At 50.8% G+C, this 22,954-nt stretch carries 15 protein-coding genes, 4 tRNA genes and 3 pseudogenes; 9 read left to right on the top strand and 13 right to left on the bottom strand.

All coding sequences use genetic code 11. The features are described from left to right. The first annotated feature begins 23 nt into the window (after window positions 1–23). Window positions 24–932 carry an extracellular solute-binding protein gene (locus tag ACLGE8_RS13420; RefSeq protein WP_410999141.1) on the top strand — a complete coding sequence of 303 codons (909 nt, stop codon included), beginning with the start codon at window positions 24–26 and terminating at the stop codon, window positions 930–932. Between the two features lie 14 nt (window positions 933–946). Continuing rightward, the gene (locus ACLGE8_RS13415) at window positions 947–1,699 is read left to right on the top strand and encodes a molybdate ABC transporter permease subunit (protein ID WP_410999325.1); all 753 of its coding nucleotides are present in this window, start codon (window positions 947–949) and stop codon (window positions 1,697–1,699) included. Window positions 1,700–1,858: 159 nt separating this feature from the next. Here the strand turns inward: ACLGE8_RS13415 and ACLGE8_RS13410 are convergent. Then, a tRNA-Ser gene (locus ACLGE8_RS13410) sits at window positions 1,859–1,948 on the bottom strand. 93 nt (window positions 1,949–2,041) lie between these two features. On the opposite strand from ACLGE8_RS13410, the gene mtfA reads away from it, so the two are divergent. From mtfA to ACLGE8_RS13395, 3 genes are all read left to right on the top strand, one after another. Next, the gene (gene mtfA / locus ACLGE8_RS13405) at window positions 2,042–2,836 is read left to right on the top strand and encodes a DgsA anti-repressor MtfA (protein ID WP_410999139.1); all 795 of its coding nucleotides are present in this window, start codon (window positions 2,042–2,044) and stop codon (window positions 2,834–2,836) included. Between the two features lie 100 nt (window positions 2,837–2,936). Then, window positions 2,937–3,012, top strand: a tRNA-Asn gene (locus ACLGE8_RS13400). A gap of 180 nt (window positions 3,013–3,192) precedes the next feature. After that, window positions 3,193–4,125: a nucleoside recognition domain-containing protein gene (locus ACLGE8_RS13395; RefSeq protein WP_410999137.1), complete on the top strand. Its 933-nt coding sequence runs from the start codon at window positions 3,193–3,195 to the stop codon at window positions 4,123–4,125. Here ACLGE8_RS13395 and ACLGE8_RS13390 read toward each other — a convergent pair. The 3 genes and pseudogenes from ACLGE8_RS13390 to nac all read right to left on the bottom strand — a co-directional run. Further along, window positions 4,048–5,646: pseudogene (locus tag ACLGE8_RS13390) on the bottom strand (alpha/beta hydrolase); the annotation flags it as partial. The gene ACLGE8_RS13395 and the pseudogene ACLGE8_RS13390 sit on opposite strands and share 78 nt — an antisense overlap. A 182-nt stretch (window positions 5,647–5,828) precedes the next feature. Beyond that, on the bottom strand, window positions 5,829–6,779 hold the full coding sequence (gene cbl, locus ACLGE8_RS13385; protein WP_410999135.1) for an HTH-type transcriptional regulator Cbl: 951 nt from the start codon (window positions 6,777–6,779) through the stop codon (window positions 5,829–5,831). 102 nt (window positions 6,780–6,881) lie between these two features. Next, window positions 6,882–7,799, bottom strand: coding sequence for a nitrogen assimilation transcriptional regulator NAC (nac, locus tag ACLGE8_RS13380; RefSeq protein ID WP_185670136.1), 918 nt, complete (start codon window positions 7,797–7,799; stop codon window positions 6,882–6,884). A 306-nt stretch (window positions 7,800–8,105) separates the two neighbouring features. On the opposite strand from nac, the gene ACLGE8_RS13375 reads away from it, so the two are divergent. After that, a tRNA-Asn gene (locus ACLGE8_RS13375) sits at window positions 8,106–8,181 on the top strand. A 67-nt stretch (window positions 8,182–8,248) separates the two neighbouring features. Here the strand turns inward: ACLGE8_RS13375 and ACLGE8_RS13370 are convergent. The 3 genes and pseudogenes from ACLGE8_RS13370 to ACLGE8_RS13360 all read right to left on the bottom strand — a co-directional run bounded on the left by ACLGE8_RS13370 (window position 8,249) and on the right by ACLGE8_RS13360 (window position 9,629). Beyond that, window positions 8,249–8,581, bottom strand: coding sequence for a type II toxin-antitoxin system PemK/MazF family toxin (locus ACLGE8_RS13370; RefSeq protein ID WP_410999133.1), 333 nt, complete (start codon window positions 8,579–8,581; stop codon window positions 8,249–8,251). Further along, a complete protein-coding gene (locus tag ACLGE8_RS13365; RefSeq protein ID WP_410999131.1) occupies window positions 8,582–8,839 on the bottom strand; it encodes an AbrB/MazE/SpoVT family DNA-binding domain-containing protein in 258 nt (85 codons plus the stop codon). Window positions 8,840–9,232: 393 nt separating this feature from the next. Continuing rightward, window positions 9,233–9,629 (bottom strand): annotated as a pseudogene (locus tag ACLGE8_RS13360) (hypothetical protein). Between the two features lie 69 nt (window positions 9,630–9,698). Here ACLGE8_RS13360 and ACLGE8_RS13355 point away from each other — a divergent pair. Then, the gene (locus ACLGE8_RS13355) at window positions 9,699–10,007 is read left to right on the top strand and encodes a hypothetical protein (protein ID WP_410999129.1); all 309 of its coding nucleotides are present in this window, start codon (window positions 9,699–9,701) and stop codon (window positions 10,005–10,007) included. A gap of 61 nt (window positions 10,008–10,068) precedes the next feature. Here ACLGE8_RS13355 and ACLGE8_RS13350 read toward each other — a convergent pair whose 3' ends face one another. The 3 genes and pseudogenes from ACLGE8_RS13350 to ACLGE8_RS13340 all read right to left on the bottom strand — a co-directional run bounded on the left by ACLGE8_RS13350 (window position 10,069) and on the right by ACLGE8_RS13340 (window position 18,120). Beyond that, window positions 10,069–12,195: a hypothetical protein gene (locus ACLGE8_RS13350; RefSeq protein WP_410999127.1), complete on the bottom strand. Its 2,127-nt coding sequence runs from the start codon at window positions 12,193–12,195 to the stop codon at window positions 10,069–10,071. Further along, entirely contained in the window at window positions 12,188–16,171 is a 3,984-nt protein-coding gene (locus ACLGE8_RS13345; RefSeq protein ID WP_410999125.1) for a hypothetical protein, read from the bottom strand. The genes ACLGE8_RS13350 and ACLGE8_RS13345 overlap by 8 nt, the downstream gene beginning before the upstream one ends. 615 nt (window positions 16,172–16,786) lie before the next feature. Next, window positions 16,787–18,120 (bottom strand): annotated as a pseudogene (locus ACLGE8_RS13340) (PLP-dependent aminotransferase family protein). A gap of 87 nt (window positions 18,121–18,207) precedes the next feature. Between ACLGE8_RS13340 and ACLGE8_RS13335 the strand changes: the two are divergent. After that, window positions 18,208–19,089 carry a DMT family transporter gene (locus ACLGE8_RS13335; RefSeq protein WP_410999123.1) on the top strand — a complete coding sequence of 294 codons (882 nt, stop codon included), beginning with the start codon at window positions 18,208–18,210 and terminating at the stop codon, window positions 19,087–19,089. 37 nt (window positions 19,090–19,126) lie between these two features. On the opposite strand, the gene ACLGE8_RS13330 is transcribed toward ACLGE8_RS13335, so the two are convergent. Together ACLGE8_RS13330 and ldtA are read right to left on the bottom strand one after the other, a co-directional pair. Continuing rightward, window positions 19,127–20,068 carry a Gfo/Idh/MocA family protein gene (locus tag ACLGE8_RS13330; protein WP_410999121.1) on the bottom strand — a complete coding sequence of 314 codons (942 nt, stop codon included), beginning with the start codon at window positions 20,066–20,068 and terminating at the stop codon, window positions 19,127–19,129. A gap of 80 nt (window positions 20,069–20,148) precedes the next feature. Beyond that, window positions 20,149–21,081: a L,D-transpeptidase gene (ldtA, locus tag ACLGE8_RS13325; protein WP_410999119.1), complete on the bottom strand. Its 933-nt coding sequence runs from the start codon at window positions 21,079–21,081 to the stop codon at window positions 20,149–20,151. 187 nt (window positions 21,082–21,268) lie between these two features. Here ldtA and ACLGE8_RS13320 point away from each other — a divergent pair, with 187 nt between their 5' ends. Beyond that, entirely contained in the window at window positions 21,269–22,717 is a 1,449-nt protein-coding gene (locus ACLGE8_RS13320) for an AMP nucleosidase (RefSeq protein WP_185670130.1), read from the top strand. Window positions 22,718–22,809: 92 nt separating this feature from the next. Here the strand turns inward: ACLGE8_RS13320 and ACLGE8_RS13315 are convergent. Continuing rightward, window positions 22,810–22,885: transfer RNA gene (locus ACLGE8_RS13315), tRNA-Asn, on the bottom strand. Between the last annotated feature and the right edge of the window lie 69 nt (window positions 22,886–22,954).

Below are 22,954 nucleotides of genomic sequence, written 5' to 3'. Positions count from 1 at the left end.
ACAAGTCGATGGTTTCAGGAAAAATGAAGTACGGGATTCTGGCGCTGATGGTATGCACCCCAGCGGTGTTCGCAAAAGATATCCGCGTCACCTACGCCGGTTCAATGGGCAAAGTCATGGATCAAGGGCTCGGTCCTGCGTTCAGTAAAGCCGATAACGGTGACTATCAAGGGCAAGGTCAGGGGGCATACGGTATGGCTCGTCTGTTAGCCAGCCACAAGATTGAGGCCGATGTGTTTGTTTCCATCAACCCAGGTCCAATGCAGATCCTCAAAGATGCCGGGCTGATTGATAAAGCCGTGCCCGTTGCCAGCACCAGCATGGTGGTAGCGTACAATCCGAAAGGAAAATATGGCGCCCAGTTTGCCGCCGCCAATCAGAAACACGATGGCTCATGGCTTAATCTGCTGGCACAAAAAGATATCAGCTTCGGGCGCACCGACCCGTACGTTGATCCGAAAGGTCAGAACATCGTCTTTACGCTGATGCTGGCGGAGAAATATTACCAGCAGCCGGGCATCGCGATGAAAATCCTCGACAGCCTGCAAAATCCACAGCAAACCCACCAGGAAGGCGGCCTGATCTCCCGTCTTGAAAGCGGTCAGGTGGACGCTGCCGCAGGCTATGAGAGCGAAATCCGCTCTGCGCACCTGCCGTACGTAGCGCTGCCGGATGAGATTAACCTGAGCAACCCGGCCATGGCAAAACAGTGGTATGACACCGTCAGCTTCACCATTAAAGACGCCCAGGGCAAAGACCAGGTTCTGCATACCCAGCCGATGGTGTTCTACGCCGCGGTACTGAAAAATGCGCCTAATGGCGTGGAACAAGGCGAAAAATTCGTCAAATTTATGCAAAGCGCACAGGGTCAGGCGCTGTTTAAACAGTACGGTTACGCGGAACCAAAAGGGGACGCGTTATACGCCCGCTAAACCGCCCTGGCAAAATAGCGGGCTGGCTCTCTTTGCCCGCTATTCTCCTGCTGAGCATTCCTTTTATTACTCTGGTTAGCGTTTCGCCGTGGCACCATTTGCAGCTGGCATGGCGAGACGGGGATGCCATCGCCGTCTCGATGGGGCTCGGAGGCGTAGCGCTATGCATCACGGTCGCGATTGGGCTCCCCGTCGCCTGGTGGCTTTCGCAGGCAAGTGGACGCCGCCGTTTACTGGGTGAATTGCTGGTGATGATCCCCTTGCTCACGCCACCGCTGGCAATGGGTATCCTGCTGGTCTCGGCGCTGGGGCCCTATGGGTTAGTCGGCACGTGGATCTCAAAACTTGGCGTGACGCTGGTCAACAATCCGGCAGCCTTTGTGCTGGCGCAGATATACGGTTCGCTACCCTACTTCATTGTGGTCGCCCGCTCAGCGTTCGTTACCGTGCCCAAAGATATTCTCGAAGCCGGCCAGACTCTCGGCGCTTCGGGCTGGAATCGCTTTCGCTACCTCACGCTCCCCATCGCCTTCCCCGGCCTCGCTTCTGCCGTTACTCTTGCCTGGGTGCGGGCCGTCGGTGAATTTGGCATTGTGATGATTTTCGCCTATTTTCCTCAAGGGATCCCGGTCAAACTCTATACCAATCTGCAAAACGACGGCGTGGATGCGGTGTATACGCTGCTGTGGATGCTGCTGATTGTGACCCTGCCGCTGCCGCTGATGTGCTTTGCGCTAGGTAGAAGGAACGCGGGGAAGCGACGTTGAATCGATCCAGGTAATAAACCGGAAACGCGATATTCCTGTGTTCAATGTCACAATTGCGGACAGAATGAAGTGACGGTCGGCGGTTACGAAAATATTCTACGGACGTTTCAGAAAAGGGAAATTTACTGGAGAACTGAGGGGATATAACTCGTTGAAAAGTGGCGGAGAGAGGGGGATTTGAACCCCCGGTAGAGTTACCCCTACTCCGGTTTTCGAGACCGGTCCATTCAGCCGCTCTGGCATCTCTCCGTTTTGATGGTTGCCATCATGCCAGGTTATTTGGCATTTTAACAGACCCAGTCTCTTCAATTGCGTTCAAGTGACGAGTTTGCGAGCAAAACGATGATTAAATGGCCCTGGAAAGCAAGTGACACTGCCGAGATAACCGACTTACCGTGGGCGGAAGCTCTGGCGATACCTCTGTTAGCGAATTTGTCGGACGACGAACAGGTCAAACTGGTGCAGTTGGCTGACCGTTTTTTACAGCAAAAGCGGCTGGTGTTTCTGCAAGGATTGACGGCGGAACCTATTATCGAAGCACGTATTGCCCTGCTCTTCTGTCTACCGATTCTGGAACTGGGGATCGAGTGGCTCGACGGTTTCCATGAAGTGTTGATCTACCCGGCGCCTTTTATCGTTGACGACGAATGGGAAGATGATATCGGCCTGGTGCACAATCAACGCGTTGTTCAGTCTGGTCAAAGCTGGCAGCAGGGGCCGATTGTGCTCAACTGGCTGGATATTCAGGACTCGTTCGATGCCTCCGGTTTTAACCTCATCATTCATGAAGTGGCGCATAAGCTGGATACCCGCAACGGCGATCGCGCCAGCGGCGTGCCCTTTATCCCGCTGCGCGAAGTCGCAGGCTGGGAGCATGACCTTCATGCGGCGATGAATAACATTCAGGATGAGATTGATTTAGTTGGCGAAAATGCGGCCAGCATCGATGCCTATGCCGCTACTGACCCCGCGGAATGCTTTGCCGTACTCTCTGAATACTTTTTCAGCGCACCTGAACTTTTCGCCCCACGCTTCCCGGCGCTGTGGCAGCGTTTCTGCGGCTTCTACCGCCAGGATCCACTGCAGCGGTTGCGCGATAACAGCGAACAGGATGAAAATCCCCCAGTAGTTCACTAAAACAACATCTTGCGCTAAATTCATCCATTTGAATCAGCGAGTTAAATTTAGTGTTGACACAATTATCGGGTGCCAGTACTATGCGCCTCGTTCACACGATTCCTCTGTAGTTCAGTCGGTAGAACGGCGGACTGTTAATCCGTATGTCACTGGTTCGAGTCCAGTCAGAGGAGCCACATTTAAGAAGCCTGCTTAGGAAACTAAGCGGGCTTTTTGCTTTTCTGCATTTGTTATACCCCGGTACAGTTCACCGCGCCCTTCAGGACAGATTAGCCCGCAACGACAATTTCATTTCCTCCCTATGAGGACTATGATGACGCTCATTATTTTTTCCGCTTGCTGTCACCGAGAAATAGATGGATTTCATCAGCATCATTATGTCGGCGGGGAAAACCTCCGTCGATGTAGCGCTCTATACGCTGCTGCCGATCATGGTGGTTATGCTCATCGTCATGAAATACCTGGAAGTGCGCGGCGTACTGGACGTTATCGTGCGCTGGCTCGCCCCGCTGCTTAAACCGTTTGGTCTCACTGGGATGAGCGCCTTTGCGCTTATCCAGATGAATTTCGTCAGCTTTGCCGCTCCGCTGGCAACTCTCGCCATTATGGATAAGCGCGGCGTTTCAGACCGGCAGATGGCCGCAACGCTGGCGATGCTCTTCGCGATGGGCCAGGGCAACGTCTTCTATCCGCTCACCCCGTTTGGCCTGCACTGGCTGGCCTCCATCGTTATCTCAATCGCAGGGGGACTATTCGCCGCAGCGGTCACCTGGCACGTCACGGGGCGTCGGCTATCGGTGTTAGAGAACGCCCGAGCCGAGGCATTGCCTGACGCCGAGAAAAACAATCAGGGGATTATTTCGGTTATTAACAGCGCGGGCTCCGATGCCATTCGTCTGGCGCTTGGCGCAGTGCCCATGCTTATCCTGTCGCTGGCTATCGTCGGCGTAATGAAATCAGCTGGCCTGATTGAGATGCTCCAACAACTGTTGATGCCGTTACTGGTGTGGCTGCATATTCCGGTTAACTTTGTACTCCCCGCGCTGGTCAAATGCGTAGCTGGCGGCACGGCCTACTTTGGCGTCGTCTCTGAACTGGTTCAGCAGGGGAAAATCACCGTGAGTCAGATTAACGCCTCAGCCGGGCTGCTAGTTCAGACCTTCGATCTTCCTGGCATCGGCATTTTTCTGGGCGTGAGCTCCCGCTTCGTGCGCCTGTTCCGCTACGCCGCCACCGGCGCGCTCGCCGGAATCGCTGTCCGCACCCTTTTGCACCTTGCTCTGTTCTGACACGGCTTCCCGGAGGCAGGCGATAACGTCAGGCCGCTCACTACAGGCAATATGCTGCTGAACACGCGCCATCATCCACGGGAAAAAGGGGTTAGAGGTGACGCGCATCAGCGTATCCAGCCCCACGCTCAGCGTCGCCGTCTCTCCGCGCAGCGAAATTGTGCCCAGACTAATGCCGTAACGATTTCTCTGTTGCGGGTCCCGGCCATAAAGTGAGTCGGTCAGCGGGAAAGGCACCGCCACGTGCGACAACGAATACATATCCTGCGGCCAGGCGATATGCAGAGGCGTCACGGTCTCCGTCAGCGCACCAGCCTTCGTCGAGCGCGCCACCGTTTGATTGGTGTCCGGCGCGGTGTTGGTGATAACCGTGGTCGTGTATAACCCTGGCGCTGGCGGCAGCAAAGTGTTCACCGCCGAGTAGGACGACGGTCTGAACAGCGCGCGTAAATTCGCCGCCTGATTAATATCAAAAATGACCAGCTCACTGCCGTTATCCGGCAAATAGCGATAGAGCGAATCGACCACCGCCCGGGTGCTCACCGTGGAGTCCATTACCGATTGAAACGTCAGCACCGGCGCCAGCTCAGCCAGCCGCTTATTTTGCGATTCCTGCACGATTTGCTGCTGCAGCGCCTGAGATAGCAACCACGACTGGCGCGCGGCCTTAACCGGGAACGAGTTATATTTATAAGGATTAAACTCTGGCACGACGTTAAGCCACGCCGCACGAGCAAAGGCGGGGAATATCGCTGGCAGCCCGGCGAGCCCCGCAAAACGGGCAAAGGCGGTCACACCGATCATCGGCGATAGCAGGATTATCTGCTGCGGCCGACGCAGCGAGGCATCTTCCAGGCTATCGAGGGCATATTTCATCGCTAGCGCCCCGCCGTTGGAGTAACCGACAATATGCAGCGGAACATCATTTCCCGCCAGCCGCGTCGCTTCGCGCACGGCCATGCGCGTTGCCGCTATCCACTGTTCGCGGTCGACGCCGGTTAACGCCCCCGGCGCGGTACCGTGCCCCGGTAGTCTGGGAACAACGGCAATAAACCCCTGCTGCTGATAACGTTGTGCCAGATAGCGCACGCTGTAGGGAGAGTCCGTCAGGCCGTGAAGCAGCACCGCAGCACCGCGAGGGTTGCCCTCAGGCAGCAAAATAAAGGAGCGATTCCAGTCAGGCTGAAACTTATCGGGATAGACCAGGCTTTGGGCATAAAAACGGTTGATCGCCGTTTTTTCATCAGCGCTCAGCGTATCGGTAATCTTGTTTTTCATATCACGGAAAATCGACGCTTCCCGTGCCTGATAGTCGGCAAACGTTGCATTATCGATCTCACCGGCGGTCATTTCATCCGCCGTCCAGGTATGCCAACGGTGCAACGCCGGACCGCGCTGGGATTCATAGATGCGACCGATAAAAAAGACAATGATGACTACGACCAGGCCGATAAACGCCTTTTTCGCCCATGAGATCATTCTCTTGCCAGACGTATTCAGCAGTCGGGTTAAACGCATCATTGCCATAGTGCTATCCGGATTATCTCTCTGTTCATAAGGGGTTATCGTAAAATCACCTGCGATCCTGCGATGTGCCTTTTAAACATAGACTAAACCAGGTGCCAGTTTTCTGGCCCAGAATATGATGAGGTGATGAGAAGAAACGGCGGGGTAAGAAGCAGCGCGCCCCAGAGGGCGCGGCGTTAAATCTGGTAATCCAGCACCGACTCTTCCAGCTCCATCGCCTGGCGTTTAATCTCCTCAAGCGACAGCCCGGCATTACAGAGCTCAATAAAGCGCCATACATAGTTGCGCTGCAATTGCCCGCGCTTAAGCCCCAGCCAGACGGTATTTGCGTCGAACAGGTGATGGGTATCCAGGCGCACCAGGCTGCCAGACTCCTGCGGGTCGCCGGACTGCTCAGCCACAAGGCCAATGCCGAGCCCCAGCTCAACGTAGGTTTTAATCACATCAGAATCCTGCGCGCTCAGTACGATATCTGGCGTCAGCCCCTTGCGGTTAAAGGCTTCATCAATACGGGAACGCCCGGTGATCCCCTGGCGGTAGGTGATAAGCGGCCAGCGGGCGATGTCCTCCAGCGTCAGCGGCGAGGTTTGAGTCAGTGGATGATCCTGCGGAACCAGCAGGCTGTGATGCCAGCGGAACCACGGGAAGGCCACCAGCGTCGCGTCATTGCTGAGGCGTTCACTGGCAATCCCGATATCCGCCCCGCCGTTATGCAGCAGCGCGTCGATTTCCTGCGGCGTGCCCTGAATCAGCTCCAGGCGCACGTCTTTGAAAATTTCCCGGAAGGCTTTAATTACCGGCGGCAGGCTATAGCGAGCCTGAGTGTGCGTGGTGGCAATCGTCAGCACGCCGGACGCATCGTTGGTAAAAAGATCGGCCAGACGTCGGACGTTGCTGGCCTCATTCAGTATGCGTTCGGCAATCACCAACAGGGCTTTACCCGGCTCCGTCATCCCTAACAGGCGTTTACCGCGGCGGATGAAAATCTCAATCCCCAGCTCTTCTTCGAGCTCACGAATATGCCGGCTCACGCCGGACTGCGATGTATAAAGCATATTGGCAACTTCGGTCAGGTTGTAATCCTGCCGTGCCGCTTCACGAATTATTTTGAGCTGCTGGAAGTTCACGCTTCTCTCCGGGTCAATCAGACGTTGAACTATTGTTAAAGTCTGATGCCCTTGTGAACAAATAATAAAAACCAGCAAGTTATATCTGAATGGAATATAAGCTTAGCTCACCAGCAGCAGTTCACGGTTATCCAGCATTGGTCGGCTGACCAGCGACATCAGGATCTCTTTCACCGCCTGCGCCTGCGGGCTCAGTTGACCACGCGCCGATACGTTTAACGACAGCGGCAAGCTCATCGACGGAGTCGTGATCCGCGCCATCCAGCCGTTTGCCGCGCTGCACAGCGAACGCGCCGCCGATTCTGGCAGTACCGTCACGCCCATTCCGCTAGCAATCGCGGCAGTCAGCGTAGAGATAGACTCAATTTCACCGATGATTTTTGCCGTTAAGCGACGCAGCGAGAAGGCCTCATCGACACGGGCGCGAACCGCGCTGTAATCCCGCGGCAGGAAAAGGTTCATCTCCGCCACCGCGGTGAGATCGACGCTTTGACCTGGGCAATCGCGAGTACCCACCAGATAGAGATCTTCTTTCAGCAGCGGCTGGCTGACGATCCCCGCCAGCGGCGCGCGATCGTAAAGCACCGCCATATCCAGTTGACCGTTCAACAATTTGTCATTCAGCACGGTGCCGCTATTTTCATGTAGATACACCAGCACTTCCGGCAGTTCGTTACGCACCGCCTGTAGCAGCGGCATGGTAATAGATGACGCCGCCGTACCCGGCGCAAGGCCGATGGATACCGTGCCGCTGAGGGTCTGACCGACGTTATTCACCGCCAGCTGCGCCTGTTCACACTGGCGTAAAATTGTCCTGGCATGGGTATATAACACTTTACCCGCTTCCGTTGGTGTGACGCCGCGCTTGGTGCGAATCAACAGCTGCTGATCGAGCTCTCCCTCCAGCGTCGCCACCTGCTGGCTTAAAGCGGGCTGCGCGATATGCAACACTTCAGCGGCCTGAGTCAGGCTGCCGATATCGACGATTTTCACAAAGTACTTCAGCCGTCTTAAGTTCATTTTTGCCTCCGGTTCGGAATCACTGCCACGCTGGCGTTAAGTAATCGGAGGAGTTGCAAGATGCTTGCCAGTTTTAAAATTGCCCGTAAAACCGTGTAAACCTATCGCTGAGGCCCTTTTTTGCGGCTATCAGAAGTTTACGATCTGCCCCATAAGGGGTAATTCTGCACTTTCACGGTGCAGAACAGTCAAAAAAACAGCAAATGGCGCGGAATTGCTGAAATTGTCAGCAAACGAACTTATTAGCGCTTTTCACCCTTTGACAAGCCGGGGTGACATCGATAATATGCGCCCCGTTCACACGATTCCTCTGTAGTTCAGTCGGTAGAACGGCGGACTGTTAATCCGTATGTCACTGGTTCGAGTCCAGTCAGAGGAGCCAAATTTAGAAAAGCCTGCTTTCGAGCGGGCTTTTTACTTTTGTGCGTTTGCCTTCTGAACCTAAAGTCTCAGCTCAGAATGGCTTCCAGTCTGGCCAGCACTTCATTCACAATAACGTCAGGTATTCGCTCCAGACACATACCGTTCCTGGCTTCCATATCAATGGTCCTCGGCTGGTCACAACGAATGACCCCCGTTGTTTCTGTTCCTGCACCATCTAGTGAAACAGCAAATCCCGCTGCGCGGGCAAAGTTTCCGCCGTTGGTCACGGGAACAACCACAGGTAGCCGGGTAAACTGATTAAAGGACGCCGGAGAAACAATCAACACTGGGCGCCTTCCGCTTTGTTCATGCCCGGCAATCGGGTCTAGTGAAACGAGCCAGATTTCCCCTCTATCCATTTACAGGATCTCCTTGCCCACCGCAGGCACATCAATCCATTCCCGATCTTCTTCGCTCATTTCGGCATGCGGATCGCACTTCGCCAACAGTTCTTCGAGCGAATAGCGGGGACGTTTTTGAGGTTCAATAATCAGGCAACCATTATCAATAGTCATGCCCACTTCGCTGTCCGTCGACAGCTCCAGCGTTTTCAACACGGCGGGAGGAACCGCCAACATGATGGATCCGCCGACCTTTTTCAGGCGAGTCGTATACATAGAGCACCTCCGGATATTATATTTTAATATAACATCCACGGCAGGCGATGCACAATTATTCATCAGATTCATTGTGATTTCCTTAGCGTAAGAAAGCGTGAAAAAGCTTTAATCCATCGGAAGACAGATCAGGCAGTTTTCAAAGGCGACATTGCCGGTAAAAGGGCAACCGTCCTGACACATGAGGCGCTTCTTTCAGGTCATGAAGCATTTCGCGCAGGCGGGAGCTTAGTTCGTGGTAAGAAGGCCGATAATAGAAAACTGTTTCTACGGTTCCAAGGATTATGACGGATCGGATAAACAAAATGCGGCGCAGCTTCCGTATCCGGTCTGCGCCGCAGGAACATCAGCGGTAGCGCATTAGCCAGCGTGGAGGATGCCAGTCAAACTGCGTCATGCTTTGATCTTCACACCATCAATAAACTTCAGGCCACCGGCACTACGCAGCCAGCGCGTGGCTTTCATTTCCGCAGCGAAGTAGTTGATCAGGTCATACAGCAACCAGCTAAGGAACTTCTCCGTTTAAGAGGAAAATCCTTGCCCTGCCAGGGTCTGGGTCAGAGCAATATAGCAGTGGCAAAGTTCAATGCATTCAGGATCAAAGCGTGGGTTGCAGTAGCGACAGACATGCATTGAGTCTGCCGCAGAGCGCCATTTTCAGCGTGGGATCGTTGCTTTCTATCAAGGTTTCGGCAAAAGTTTCGCAGTGACCAGTGAGTGCTGTGAAGTCTGTGGCGGCATTAAAGGGAATGGCAGGTAGCGGATGTGTTGGGATTGGGGTAGTAGCCATAGTGGCAGCCTCCTGTAACGGGTTTAAAATCCACCACCAGAGAGCACGCCACACACTATTTACTACCTCTTGGAACTGCTGGAAACTCTGGATCTTGTCGAACCTTCAAAATTTTTTGATCTGATGGCCTATGCATTACATCACGTAGCAAAATTTGGTTTCCAGAATGAAAATATGGGAATGGAACAACTGGTAAAAATGATGAGGATGTTTCTTGCCGACTATAAAATCATTTTTGAAGAAGAACATCGACGCACCTTTTTGATAGAAAGTCTGGATATTTTTATGGATGCAGGTTGGCCATCTGCCAGGCGTTTACTTTATAGGTTGCCGGAATTGATTCAGTGCACAAACAGAATAAATACTATCAGACATTAAAAATGTTCAGGCCATAGCACATAGCCTGAACAAGAATAACCCACGCTAAACTCTGATAAAATTAGTTATGCAGCATCAGACGCGATATTTTTTCCAGAAGAGATGTCTGACTGACTTCATTATAACGGGTGGTATCGTAAGTTAAAGTTCGCAACAGTAATTCAGCTGCTGGTTGCGTCATCACATCAGCCTCTTTACCGTCAAATGTTGTCGCCACCAAATTATAAACTAAGGTTGCCCTGTCCATAATCTGGTTGGGCTGGTTGCTTTTAGTACAAAAAAGTAATGCTTCATTACCTCGTTTTTCAATAAAGAGTTGTTGATACTGACTGACAGCATGACTTTTAGGTTTTGGCGTTAAGTAGTAAGGCAAACATGTTTTATCCGCTGCACCAAATTTATTAATTTTATCCTGATTCTCTTCTGCTACCTGAAGAGAACAACGCTCCGCAGAACCTAATAATCTTGGAATACGAACGGTATTGTATCGTTTAATCACAACCTTATTTATTGTATCAACAAGATAAAAATTATCATCACGCAATTTATCAATACAGTTGACATTCATCCCTGGAACATTATTACGAAAATCGACCTCATTGGTATACATTTTCGGCTCTGCGATGTTCATTACGCCATGGCTGAATACGACGGGCGTAGCAACGCCATAAAAATCATTCCCTCTTTTGTTTCCGGAAGAGGAGCACCGAATTGAGACAAGAATATACTCACCATCGTTAATGCTAAAACCGGTAAGTTTCTTTCTCACCAGTACAGCCTCTTTTAGCCAGAGTTCGCTGCGGATCATTTTCAGCTTAGCGACAGATACAGGATTAATAACCTTTTTAACCACCTGGGTAACAGGATCTTTTTTATTCTGCTCTATGGATTCAATATTACATCCCTGAAATACTCGCTGATGATTTTTCTCAAAATCAAGGATAAAATCCACTTTTAGCCTTGAATAATAATCTAAAAGATCTTTTTTACCCGCTTTTGCCTCATTCAGTGCCTGCCACGTAGAGTTTAAAAAGGTATCTTCACCAAGGGTAATGCTGGACCCGTTTATTTTTTTGGACTGATTCAGTACCAGATAGTTAACATCTTTATCAAGATCAATAAGTTCCCGAGGTGAAATTATATCTACTGCGCCGAATTCTTTTTTCAGATAGTGAATGAATCGCTGATGTGTCTCAGGATCTTCACCACTATTAATATTATCTATAATAACTAACGGGCGCTGAAATATTTTAGTATCGGCCGTTAAAAAGTTTAACTGACAGTGGGTTGCACAAAAAACACGTGGTGAAAAAACGATGTCAGCCTGAGACAAGATACCACCGAGCACGCCCTGAACCAGATTTTCTGCGTGATTTTTGCAGCCAGAATAAGTTTTACTGACAAAACGCATATAGGGCATTTTCCGGTATTTTCTGCCATCTACTTTTTCGAGCAACTGCAATGATTTTTTACCCTTAATCATAATCCGACCATAATCGCTGAGTACACCAAGCTCTTCCGCTTTAGCTCTGAAGCAGATCCCTTTTAGGGTAAAGGTGAGGTCACCATAATCCGGGCTGTAAAAGAGGTCACTTTGCAATGCATCGACGTAATAGTTTCCTCTCTTGTCTGGTTCTTCTTTTTGTACGACGGCACCCAGAAAAACTTCGCTATTATAGGCCCCATGACTCACCTCAAAATACTTCCCGGCATTCTCTAAAAAATGTAGTTTCAGACGCAACCCGAGCACAGTTTGAGCAATTTTATATTGATCAAAGCCCTTAATTTTTAGTTCATTAACCCATTGATGATACGGACGGGCATCAGGTGACAGGAACATCACAAGATAGCTGTTTTCTTTTCTTAACGTTTGATACTGGAAATCTCTGTTATTCTTCACGCCTAGTTTTAAGGATAATATATTTTGAATCTCTCTGTGCAATTCAATAAAAAAATCATCCCATTTCATGGTGTATTCTTTTACCTTGGTGATACAGATTGCATCAATTCCCCAACCATTTGCCAAGGGTAATTGCAGAAGCTTTTCCAACATTACATCTGCAGTATCATGAATATCAAAGAGCTGTGTTCGTGCTTTAGGTGCATAATCTGGAGGCTGAAGGTCCCATTCGGCAGCCATCACAACATCCGTTTCATTATGCTGTAAACTATCAGTTACATCAGTCATAATTCACTCCTAAAAGATTAAGTAAGTATTGATTTATTCTTAATTCTGATTTTATTTTTGCATCATAAGGATTTTTGCCATTATCTTTTTCATAAGATGAAATATTTTTAAAAAGGTTATAATAGCAGATACCTTTATGGTTAGAATGTTCGGCACGAATGTTGAGGCTGTTTAAAGCATATCGGGTATTAAGATAAACGACGTCAACACCATCAAACTGTGTTTTTGCTGCAACTATTTTCTGCAACTCACTGACTTTTCCCAATGAGTTATTATGCATTTTTTTCGCTAATTGACGGTTATTTCCTTGCATTCGCCAGTTTTTTACATCGATTGCAACAATTCGGTTCTTGTGAATGCAATACACATCAAACAATTCATAACAATGACTGTCCAGATAGTGTGATAGCTCTTGTGATGGAATGGGCGTAATATTCATTTCCTGGAGCACAAGGTGTAATTGCCATTCACCAATATTGCCAATTAGAAGTGGCATCAATGAGGGAATGGGGATGTATTGTTGTAAAGGCGTGGCCTCTAATCCCAGAATCTTCGCAAAAATACGCTGTTCAGTTCCGGATGATTCTTCAGCCATGGCTTCATGATATTGGGGTAAACAATATTCCGGTTTGTATGGATTTGCCCCAGTTGAAATATCTGTTAGTCCATAACCATCTAAGGTTTTAGCCAGTATTACATTCTTCCAATCGGCAGTACGCTTCAGATAAAAATGGCTTACACAGTCGCTAAGGTAAGCATTTTTCTTAATAATCGCGTTGCGTTTAAGACGTTTTATATATGACTGAGGATCGGTAAAGCTGTCCCGGTGACGTAATGCTTCATTTAACTCAATTGCATCTCGATCACCTTGTCTTGCCAGTGGCAGAATTTTATTTTTCAGTTCAGCCTCAAAGTCGCTATACATATCTATTGCTTTAGCAACTTTATTTTCGAATTCGCTACGTTGACTATCGGAAGAAAAACTGGCTTTTAATAAATCCTCTTTTGAGCGTTTGAACCATAGATGGTTATGCAGACTTAGGGAAGCAAGTAACGATTGTGCATTTGGGTGACGATCCAAATCCCGAAAAACACACAATGCATTATGATGAACACCAGAAGGTAAACGAATAATCCCATTCATTTGGGCATCGCGCCGTTCTGTACGGCCAATGGTTTGCATTGCAATTTTATGAAGTTCGACGGTATGTTCAGCATCCAGCAATTGGGCCGCATCAGAATCAACTAGATCCGTATCGAAATCACCAACCTGACGAGGCACACTTCCATGAGCATAATGCTTGAGTAAGGTAATATAATTTTCAAGCGTGTTTCGCGATGGAGTTGCATTAATCTGACTCCAGTAGCTACCGCAGACCATTGCTAATTCATCAAAGTCGATTTGCTCTGAATCTGCTCCGGCAGGTTCTGACGGAGCCGGATAAGTAACATAATAATTAAGCCCTGTCCCGGCCCCCTGGAAATGGGAAACCATGCATATTGCTAAATTTTGGTGATCAATTTGTAGATAGTCTCTTACCGGATCTTCCCGGTTGAGTTTAGAATCAAACATGACGACGCGCAATCTATGCCGCTCAGCAAAAGGAGTGATTTCAAATACACGAGGTAAATCGTTTCCCCGACGTGTTTCATTGTCAAGAATAGCAACCCCACGATAGGGATTTGCACTTAACTTATTGGCACGAACAAAATTCCCTATAATCGCAAAAAAACGGCTACTGATCCCAATACATAAAATGTGCCGGCCAGTATAGGCCGCAAGTAACATACTCTGTAACTGACGATGAAACTCTCGTTTATGGTAGCGATTAAACTGAACTGCTGTAGAGTATGGTTCGAGCATATTGAGCCAGAGACGATATGCATTCCTGAACTCAGACTCCTCGTTTTGTGGTAAAAACTCTAGTTCCTGATCGTCAAATACCTCCAGTGCTACAGGACGATGAAGGTTTCTGTTGTCACGGATCGCCGACAGGGGCGAGGCAGAATCAACATCCCGCTGCCTGATGAGATAGTTCAAGTCACGGGCGTATTTATCCAGAAACGGGCGGCTGTATTGCCCATTATACGTTGCAGGAAATCCTGCTGTAGCAGACAGTAAAATAATAGTATTACGTGTATTATAAAGTACACGTAATAATGCTATTTCGGGTAACTCCTTAATTAACTCCATCCGAAATTTGAGTAATACCCACCCCCTTAGTTGTTCAGCCTCAATTCTTACCTGTTCACGTGGCGAAAGGGAAAACAATGTTTTGGGTTGAAAATAGGTAAAAAATTCATCTATCAACTGTTCTTTCTGAGGCTCACTGGAAGATAAATGTTCTATATCTCCTTTAATACTTTGGGCTTTACGAATGAAAACTGATAATGGATTATTCTGATTTGCCATCTCCTGCTGTGCCAGCAAATCGCAGACATGTTTGGGTGTTTCCAACCGGGCAGAGGCTAATAATAGAGCAGTCAGTGTCTGATACAGTTCATATAAGTTAAATTCATCTGGAATTTTTTTGTCATCTTCAGAAACATAGACTTCAGTGTATGAATGACGCCCGTGACTACGTAAATGAATACGACGAAGATCTGACTCACGGTAAAATCGCTGAATCTGATAACTGAAAATATTACCAATTAACGCGATAACCTGCTCAGCATTACGACTATCGACGACGATATCAAGCAAACTATTTCTAAAGAGTCTGGTCAGCTTCTTAAGATCGAAATCAGGTCGTAAATCACATTGTAATAAGGCTTTGTTGATCTCATCGACATAATTTTTCAGAGGGGTATACCCTGGTGCTCTTTCATCTGAAGAACATTCATCTACATATTCCAGTACACGATGTAAAATTGCCAGTAACGAAGGAAGTTGCTGATCGTCGTTCATTAATGTCTGGCAAACATTCTGCTGGAAGATACGGTAGGCTTCGTGCTCTTCATCTAGAACTAATGTGAAACGAATATCACGTTGTGCAAAAGGTGAGTCTTCGTCGGTTATCCAATATTGCTCTTTTAAGCTCTCAATTCGCTGTGGATTAGTCTGGTTAGCAATCTCGCCTAATGGATTTACTTTGAGGCTTTTTTTTTGGCCCAGAACGTGGTCCAGTTGTTGTGAACTCAGGTGATAGTCGTCTTCTTTACCGCGTTTCAGTAACAGCACACTGCCATCGAACTTTTTCGTTGTAGCCAGCAGGATACATCGGCGATACAGTGCAATCTGAAATGGGAAAAGGTGTTTAACCATTTCCGTAGCCAGTGCATATCGAGGATTAGTTGCTTCCCCATCAAGTAAAACCGTCAGATCCTGATTCAAGACATTAAGCATCGCCACAGTCGCTTCCTGTAAGCGACCTGCTAAATGAAAACTATTGAGACGTAACTCATCCTCCAGACGTTTTTGTTCAAACATTGCCCCTACTTTAATCTCTGTTTCCAGACGTACTTCCAAACTATTACGCGCATCAACTTCTGCTTTCAGGCGTTGAAAAATAAGCTGAATTTCACCCGACATCAATTCGTTGGCTTGCTTGATCCAGCGACGATACCGTTCCCGGTTTGTAGGTGTTTTCCCTTCAGGAGATTTGACCCATGACGTAAAACCAAGATCTGCGATATCCCCTTGCGAAAGATAAGGTAACAATTCAATCTTCTTATCTCGGGCGCGAGCGATGAGTTGTTCCGGGATGTCAATTTGTGATTTCAAGGGTGTAATAAACACCAGATTACGATGACTATTGCCAGGGTTGATTGCTGGATTTACGCTTTCGATGTATTGAGCGAAAACGTTATAGCTTTTACCGCTCGCCGTACCATCCTGGGATTGAATCAGTAGTGGTGTATCTGCTTCGGTAAAAGCATAAAACGTACCGGCCTGTTTTCTTGCTGCAGTAATGGCTTCTTTGACACTTTGTGGTAATGGAAGATGTCGAATGTTGTGATTTAGTTCGGATTGCATGTCTTCAATTCCTTCTGGCGCAACTGCATTTTGAAAATCGGGTATGGACGTATTAACGCACCAAACACAGCGTTAGAGGGCTATGTGAAATACTCGCTGAGACGGCTTGTATTCGAAAGGTGGTACGAGCACTTATTATGCTACGCCCAATCGCAACCGTTATGGTAGTTAAGTGCGTATTTTACCTGACATTATGCAAACATCAGAAACTTAATCCCATATTTTTATATGGTTAAAAATTCATGTCTGCTGCTGATTGATTTGCTTCGAATTGGTTCATATCTCACCGCTAAGCTACGTCTGGATATGCGGGCAAATATGGTATAGATGATATGCTGGTTCGTTGTACTTGGCTTGCATGACGGAAGGAAAAGTCAGTAGTAAAAAGGTGGTCATTCTGGTGGTCTTGACAAACAGGGAATTCAGGTTTAGCTTACTTATTAGCCAGTTACTGGCAAAGGCGATCCCAGTCAGAGGAGCCAAATTTAAGAAGCCTGCTTAGGAAATTAAGCAGGCTTTTTGCTTTTCTGCGTTTATCCGCCATCGCCGCAGTATCCGCTCAGAATCACTTCCAGTCTGACTCGCATCTCAATCCAGGACAGATGCTCCGGGCGCTTACCGACTCAATTCGTACTCCACCGCTTCCCTCACAACCACCAGCGCCTCGCGAAGGTTCTCCATTGATACCGACCCTAAAGCCAGCCGTAGCGCCTGAGGCACATTGGTTGAGGTAGAGAATGGTTCCGCAGTCGAGATCAAAATATGTTTATCCATCAGCGCTTTGACGATGCGATCGGCGCGGCATTCATCGGCCAGCGGCAGCCAGACAAACCAGGAGTTTGGGTGACCGATACAGGTTAGCGGGTGCAGACATTCACGAGCCAGCGCCTGTCTCTGGCGAGCGTCGTCTCTTTTTAAAATCGTTGTCCGGGCCACCGTCCCATCCTGAATCCAGTGGCTCATCAACGCGGTGAGCAGCGACGGCGTATTCCAGGTGGTAGCCCGAATAGCCCGCTCCAGCGCCGGTTTTAGCGGGCCGGGGCAAATCACTACGCCAACGCGCAGTCCGGTCGCCACATTCTTTGAAAACCCGCTGATATAGACCGTTCTTTCCGGCGCGTAGCTGGCAACGGGCGGCGGCGGTTGTTCAACTGAAAGGCATAGGCGGCATCTTCAATAATCAGCAGATCATGCTGACGGGCAATGGCAACAAGCCGCTGGCGCTGTTGGTGGCTGAGCACCCAGCCCAACGGGTTATGCAGCGTCGGCATGGTGTAAATAGCCCGCACATGGCGCTGCTGGCAGAGTGTATCGAGGGCATCAAGATCCGGGCCATCGGCAAGTGAAGAGACAGCCAGAAGTTCGAGATGATACAGCGCCGCCAGCGCTTTAAATCCGGGGTAGGTTAACGCGTCTACCGCCACTACATCTCCGGGCTGTAGCAGCCCCATTACCGTGACGGTCAATCCGTGTTGGGCACCGTTAACCAGCAAAAGGTTGTTGGGATCGGGAGTGAAACCCTGGTGGGTAAAATATCGGGCGACAACCTCGCGCTCCGCTTTTCGCCCGGCGTGAGGCTGATAGCGCAGGTGAGATTCAATATCGCCAACGCTGGCGAGCTGGCGCAGCGCGTCGCGCAACTGTTCACCCTGCCCCGGCAGCGACGGATAGTTAAAGTTCAGGTCGAGTACGGCCGGCATCATCGCCTGCTGATCCACGCCATGACCCGCCGCGAGGGTAATTTCACGCACAAACGTGCCGCGCCCGGCTTCACCGCTGACCAGCCCCATCGCCTCCAGTTCAGCATAGACGCGGGTGGCGGTGGCAAGAGAAATACGTTCCGTCGCCGCCAGTCGACGGTGCGTGGGCAGCCGGGTTCCGGCGGTGAGTTGTCCATCGCGTATCAGCGCAGCATATCTGTCGACGATTGTTTTGTATCGCGCCTTCATACAATGTATCCATGACAATAATTTGATTGTATTAGATTAAGAAAACTACCATCGCGCCGTTAATGACTCAACGGTGAGGTGCACAAAATGAAGGCAGCGGTATTTCAAGCACACACAGCATCCGGCTGGTTTAACGGGCTGCTGGGGGTAGTGATTTTTAGCGGTTCATTGCCGGCAACGCGTATCGCGGTCGGCTCTATGGACCCGTTTTTTCTGACCTTTCTGCGGGCGTCGATTGCCGGGCTTCTCGCCCTGGCGCTGATTGTCATCTTTCGCGAGCGGCGCCCCGCGGTCAGGCAAATACTTCCACTACTGACCGTTTCACTCGGCGTGGTGGTAGGCTTTCCTCTGCTCACAGCAATGGCGCTGCGCTACGTAACGGCGGCACATTCGATTGTCTTTCTTGGGCTCCTGCCACTCTCTACGGCGATTTTCGGCGTGCTGCGCGGGCGAGAGCGGCCTCATCCGGCGTTCTGGATCTTCTCGCTGCTGGGAAGCCTGCTGGTAGCCGGGTTTGCCCTGTCACAAAACGCTAGCGCATCATTAACCGGCGATCTGCTGATGCTTGCCGCCGTAATGGTCTGCGGGCTGGGCTATGCGGAGGGGGCCACGCTGACGCGCCAGTTGGGCGGCTGGCAGGTGATTAGCTGGGCGCTGATTTTATCGCTGCCGATGATGCTGCTGGCGACGTTACTGACGTTACCCGCCGACCCCGGCACTATAACAGGTCAAGCGTGGCTGGCGCTCGGCTACGTCTCGCTGTTCAGCATGCTGATTGGCTTTATCTTCTGGTACAAAGGTCTGGCAGAGGGCGGGATTGCCGCGGTAGGTCAACTTCAACTTTTGCAGCCGTTTTTAGGGCTAGCGCTGAGCGCCCTACTGCTGCACGAAGCGGTGAACCCGCTGATGCTGCTGATTACGCTTGGGGTGATCCTTTGCGTTATCGGATCAAAAAAATTTGCCCGATAGCAAAGCCCGGCGGCGCGATGCCGGCCGGGCGTTTCCACTATAGCGCGGCGCGGATCATATCCAGCACCTGCATATTACGCACGGTTTCGTCCAGCGGGATCAGCCGCGACGGCTCGTTGAGGATCGCGCTGGAGAAGTGGCGGATTTCCGCCTGGTAGCGATCCGATTCACTCACCGGCAGTTCGCGTACGCCTTCGCTGGTATGCAACTCCAGCGCGCCGGCATCATCGAGGAATGGCTTATCGATAATCAGCATCCCTTTGCTGCCAATAATCTCCGCGTAGTTGCGACCAAAAGCGTTAAAGCCGCAGTGAATATTGGCAATCAAGCCATCGTCATATTGCAGCAGTGCAGAGAGATTGGTATCCACCCCTTGGTCCGTTTCGCTCACCGCTTTGCAACTCACCGGCAGACGTCCAGTCACCAAACCGACAAAGTTCACCGGGTAGCAGCCAACGTCATACAGTGCCCCGCCGCCGAGTGCGGGCTGCATTTTGATGGTACCAGGCCGGTCGAGGAAGAAGCGGAACGAAACGTTGATATGGCGCAGCTCACCCAGCTCACCGCTCTCCAGCACCTGTTTAATGACCCGCACCCGGTCGGTGTACTGATACATAAAAGCTTCCATCAGCAGGCGGTTATGCTTCTGCGCCGCCTGCTGCATGTCGCGCGCTTCGTCGGCGGTAAGGCCAATTGGCTTCTCGCACAGCACATGTTTACCCGCTTCCAGCGCCCGGATCACCCACTCTTTGTGCAGCGAGTTAGGCAGAGGGATATAGACTGCCTGAATAGCCTCGTCGGCTAACAGCGCGGCGTAATCGCCGTAGCTTTTCTGCCACTCTCCCACCGGCAGTTCGTCCTGATGACGCGATGCCACGCCGTAGACGCGCGCGTTATCGGCACGTTGAATCGCCGGAATAATGGAATTTTTTGCGATTCGGGCATAGCCCAGCACGCCCCAGTTCACGACATCACTCATTCATTGCTCCTTTTGCCAACCCTGGTTAAAAAGTCAAAAACCCGCAAATCGCGGGCTTTTGGCGCTGAATATAGACAGGCTTACAACGCGTTATGCGAGGTACTGATATTGACCGGCATGCCGGAGCGCCTTTCCAGCGCGCCTCTTGCCCGGCTACCATCTACGCCTTCACCCTGAGTAAAACTACGCAGCGCAGGCGTAATAGGCAACGGAACTTTGTTATCAGACTCATATTCTGTGCGGTTGCGCGATAATGGCTCGTGTACTTCCACCCAGCGACTGCCGTCTGGCTCAACGGTGTATTTCACCGGCTGGTCGATAATCTGCACGCGCGTGCCGACCGGCACGTTATCGAACAGATACTTGATGTCATCATTGCGCAGGCGGATGCAGCCCTGGCTAACGCGTAGCCCGATGCCAAAATTCGCATTGGTTCCGTGAATGGCGTACAGACGACCTATATAGATGGCGTAAAGGCCCATTGGGTTATCCGGCCCGGCGGGGACAAACGCGGGCAGACTTTCGCCGCGCTTGGCGTATTCGCGACGGGTATTTGGCGTTGGCGTCCAGCTTGGCGCTTCCTGTTTGCGCTCGACGGTCGTCACCCAGTTACGCGGCGTTTCTCGCCCTGCCTGTCCGATACCAATGGGCAGCACTTCAACGGTGTTCCCCTCCGGCGGATAATAATAAAGGCGCATTTCTGCGACGTTCACCACAATTCCCCGACGCACCGTGTCTGGCAGAATCAGCTGCTGCGGCACCACCAGCGTGGAACCCGATTTTGGCAAGAAGACATCCACGTTCGGATTCGCCTCCAGCATATTGCTAAGCCCTTGCCCGTACTGCGCCGCAAAGGCCTCCAGCGGCAGGTGGTTGTCCTGCGGCACCGTGATATTCAACGTGCTTCCCACAAGACGACTTCCCTCAGGAGGAAGCGGATAGGTCACAGCCAGCGCGTCCTGGCTACAGAATGCCAGTGCGAACGCACACAAGAGTTTTACACGAGGTTTCATTTCCCTTTCCTCAAATCACAGCAGATATCGCTTGATTATAGCTTTTTAACTCCGACGCGCAGCCTTTAACCGGATGAGAAATCACCCGCTTAAACGTTAATCAGTTGTTACCTTGAAACCGGCTTACGCTTTTGTTTCAACATCGGCTGGCATACTATCAGTAAAAGCCGCACACAAGGAGCGAACGATGAGTAATACGGGCGTGAGTCTGACCCCAGAACAAGCGCTGGAGAAACTCCAGGCGCTGTACGATCAATCGGTAAGTGCATTACGTGATGCTATCCGTCTGTTTATCGACGACCGCTCATTGCCGAGCGCCGAAGCGCGGGCAAACGGGTTATTTGTCTACCCTCAGCTTTCGGTCTCCTGGAGCGGCAACGCGCATAAGGCGCAGAAAACCCGCGCATTTGGCCGCTTTACCCACTCCGGCTGCTACACCACTACCATCACTCACCCGGTGCTGTTCCGCAGCTATCTGCTGGAGCAGCTAAGCCTGCTGCACGAAGATTACGACGCCCATATTGAAGTCAGCCTGTCGCAGCATGAAATTCCCTATCCGTACGTGATTGATGGCCTGAACCTCGATCGCTCGATGAGCGCCGACCTGACGCGCTTTTTCCCCACTACCGAGCTGTCGCAGATTGGCGATGAAACCGCGGATGGTCTGACCCACTCCACCGATTTCTATCCGCTTTCGCACTTTGACGCCCGCCGCGTGGATTTCTCACTGGCGCGTCTGCGTCACTACACCGGCACCCCGGTCGAACACTTCCAGCCGTTTGTCTTGTTCACCAACTACACCCGCTACGTCGATGAGTTCGTACGCTGGGGCTGCAGCCAGATCCTCGATCCTGACAGCCCGTACGTATCACTCTCGTGCGCCGGCGGGATCTGGATCACCGCCGATACCGAAGCGCCGGAACAGGCCATTTCCGATCTGGCGTGGAAAAAGCATCAGATGCCGGCCTGGCATCTGATCACCAAAGATGGGCAAGGGATCACCTTAATTAACATCGGCGTAGGCCCGTCGAACGCCAAAAATATCTGCGACCACCTGGCGGTGCTGCGCCCGGATGTATGGCTGATGATCGGCCACTGCGGCGGCCTGCGTGAAAGTCAGTCGATTGGCGATTATGTGCTGGCGCATGCCTATCTGCGCGACGACCACGTGCTGAACGCCGTACTGCCGCCGGATATTCCCATTCCGAGCATTGCCGAGGTGCAGCGTGCGCTGTACGACGCGACCAAACAGGTTAGTGGGATGCCGGGCGAAGAGGTTAAACAGCGGCTGCGTACCGGGACGGTAGTTACCACCGACGATCGCAACTGGGAGCTGCGCTATTCCGCGTCGGCGCTGCGCTTCAACCTGAGCCGCGCCGTGGCGATTGATATGGAGAGTGCGACCATCGCCGCGCAGGGATACCGTTTCCGCGTGCCGTACGGCACGTTACTGTGCGTATCAGACAAACCGCTGCACGGTGAGATTAAGCTGCCCGGTCAGGCAAACCGTTTCTATGAAGGGGCGATTTCCGAGCACCTGCAAATTGGCATTCGGGCCATCGACCTGCTGCGCGCGGAAGGCGATCGTCTGCATTCGCGCAAGCTGCGAACCTTTAACGAACCACCGTTCCGTTAAGCCAACACCAGCCGGACTCTCGTCCGGCTTTATTTTGCCAAATGCAAAAAAGCAAAAAGCCTGCTTAGTTTCCTAAGCAGGCTTCTTAAATTTGGCTCCTCTGACTGGACTCGAACCAGTGACATACGGATTAACAGTCCGCCGTTCTACCGACTGAACTACAGAGGAATCGTGTGAACGAGGCGCATATTATCGATGTGCCCCATTGTTGTCAAAGCCTGATTTGCACAAAATAAT

The organism is Kluyvera sp. 142486, assembly GCF_046569695.1.
Classification (GTDB): Bacteria; Pseudomonadota; Gammaproteobacteria; order Enterobacterales; family Enterobacteriaceae; genus Kluyvera.
Note: the sequence above shows the minus strand (reverse complement) of the source record. Positions and strands in the feature narration are given on the sequence as shown.

What these genes read in the sequence shown, in the direction of transcription:
- ACLGE8_RS13420 (WP_410999141.1), top strand. Translation starts at nt 24, where the DNA reads ATGAAGTACGGGATTCTGGCGCTGATGGTATGCACCCCAGCGGTGTTC.
- ACLGE8_RS13330 (WP_410999121.1), bottom strand. Translation starts at nt 20,068, where the DNA reads ATGAGTGATGTCGTGAACTGGGGCGTGCTGGGCTATGCCCGAATCGCA.
- ACLGE8_RS13370 (WP_410999133.1), bottom strand. Translation starts at nt 8,581, where the DNA reads ATGGATAGAGGGGAAATCTGGCTCGTTTCACTAGACCCGATTGCCGGG.
- ACLGE8_RS13365 (WP_410999131.1), bottom strand. Translation starts at nt 8,839, where the DNA reads ATGTATACGACTCGCCTGAAAAAGGTCGGCGGATCCATCATGTTGGCG.
- ldtA (WP_410999119.1), bottom strand. Translation starts at nt 21,081, where the DNA reads ATGAAACCTCGTGTAAAACTCTTGTGTGCGTTCGCACTGGCATTCTGT.
- ACLGE8_RS13335 (WP_410999123.1), top strand. Translation starts at nt 18,208, where the DNA reads ATGAAGGCAGCGGTATTTCAAGCACACACAGCATCCGGCTGGTTTAAC.
- ACLGE8_RS13345 (WP_410999125.1), bottom strand. Translation starts at nt 16,171, where the DNA reads ATGCAATCCGAACTAAATCACAACATTCGACATCTTCCATTACCACAA.
- ACLGE8_RS13350 (WP_410999127.1), bottom strand. Translation starts at nt 12,195, where the DNA reads ATGACTGATGTAACTGATAGTTTACAGCATAATGAAACGGATGTTGTG.
- ACLGE8_RS13395 (WP_410999137.1), top strand. Translation starts at nt 3,193, where the DNA reads ATGGATTTCATCAGCATCATTATGTCGGCGGGGAAAACCTCCGTCGAT.
- mtfA (WP_410999139.1), top strand. Translation starts at nt 2,042, where the DNA reads ATGATTAAATGGCCCTGGAAAGCAAGTGACACTGCCGAGATAACCGAC.
- ACLGE8_RS13320 (WP_185670130.1), top strand. Translation starts at nt 21,269, where the DNA reads ATGAGTAATACGGGCGTGAGTCTGACCCCAGAACAAGCGCTGGAGAAA.
- nac (WP_185670136.1), bottom strand. Translation starts at nt 7,799, where the DNA reads ATGAACTTAAGACGGCTGAAGTACTTTGTGAAAATCGTCGATATCGGC.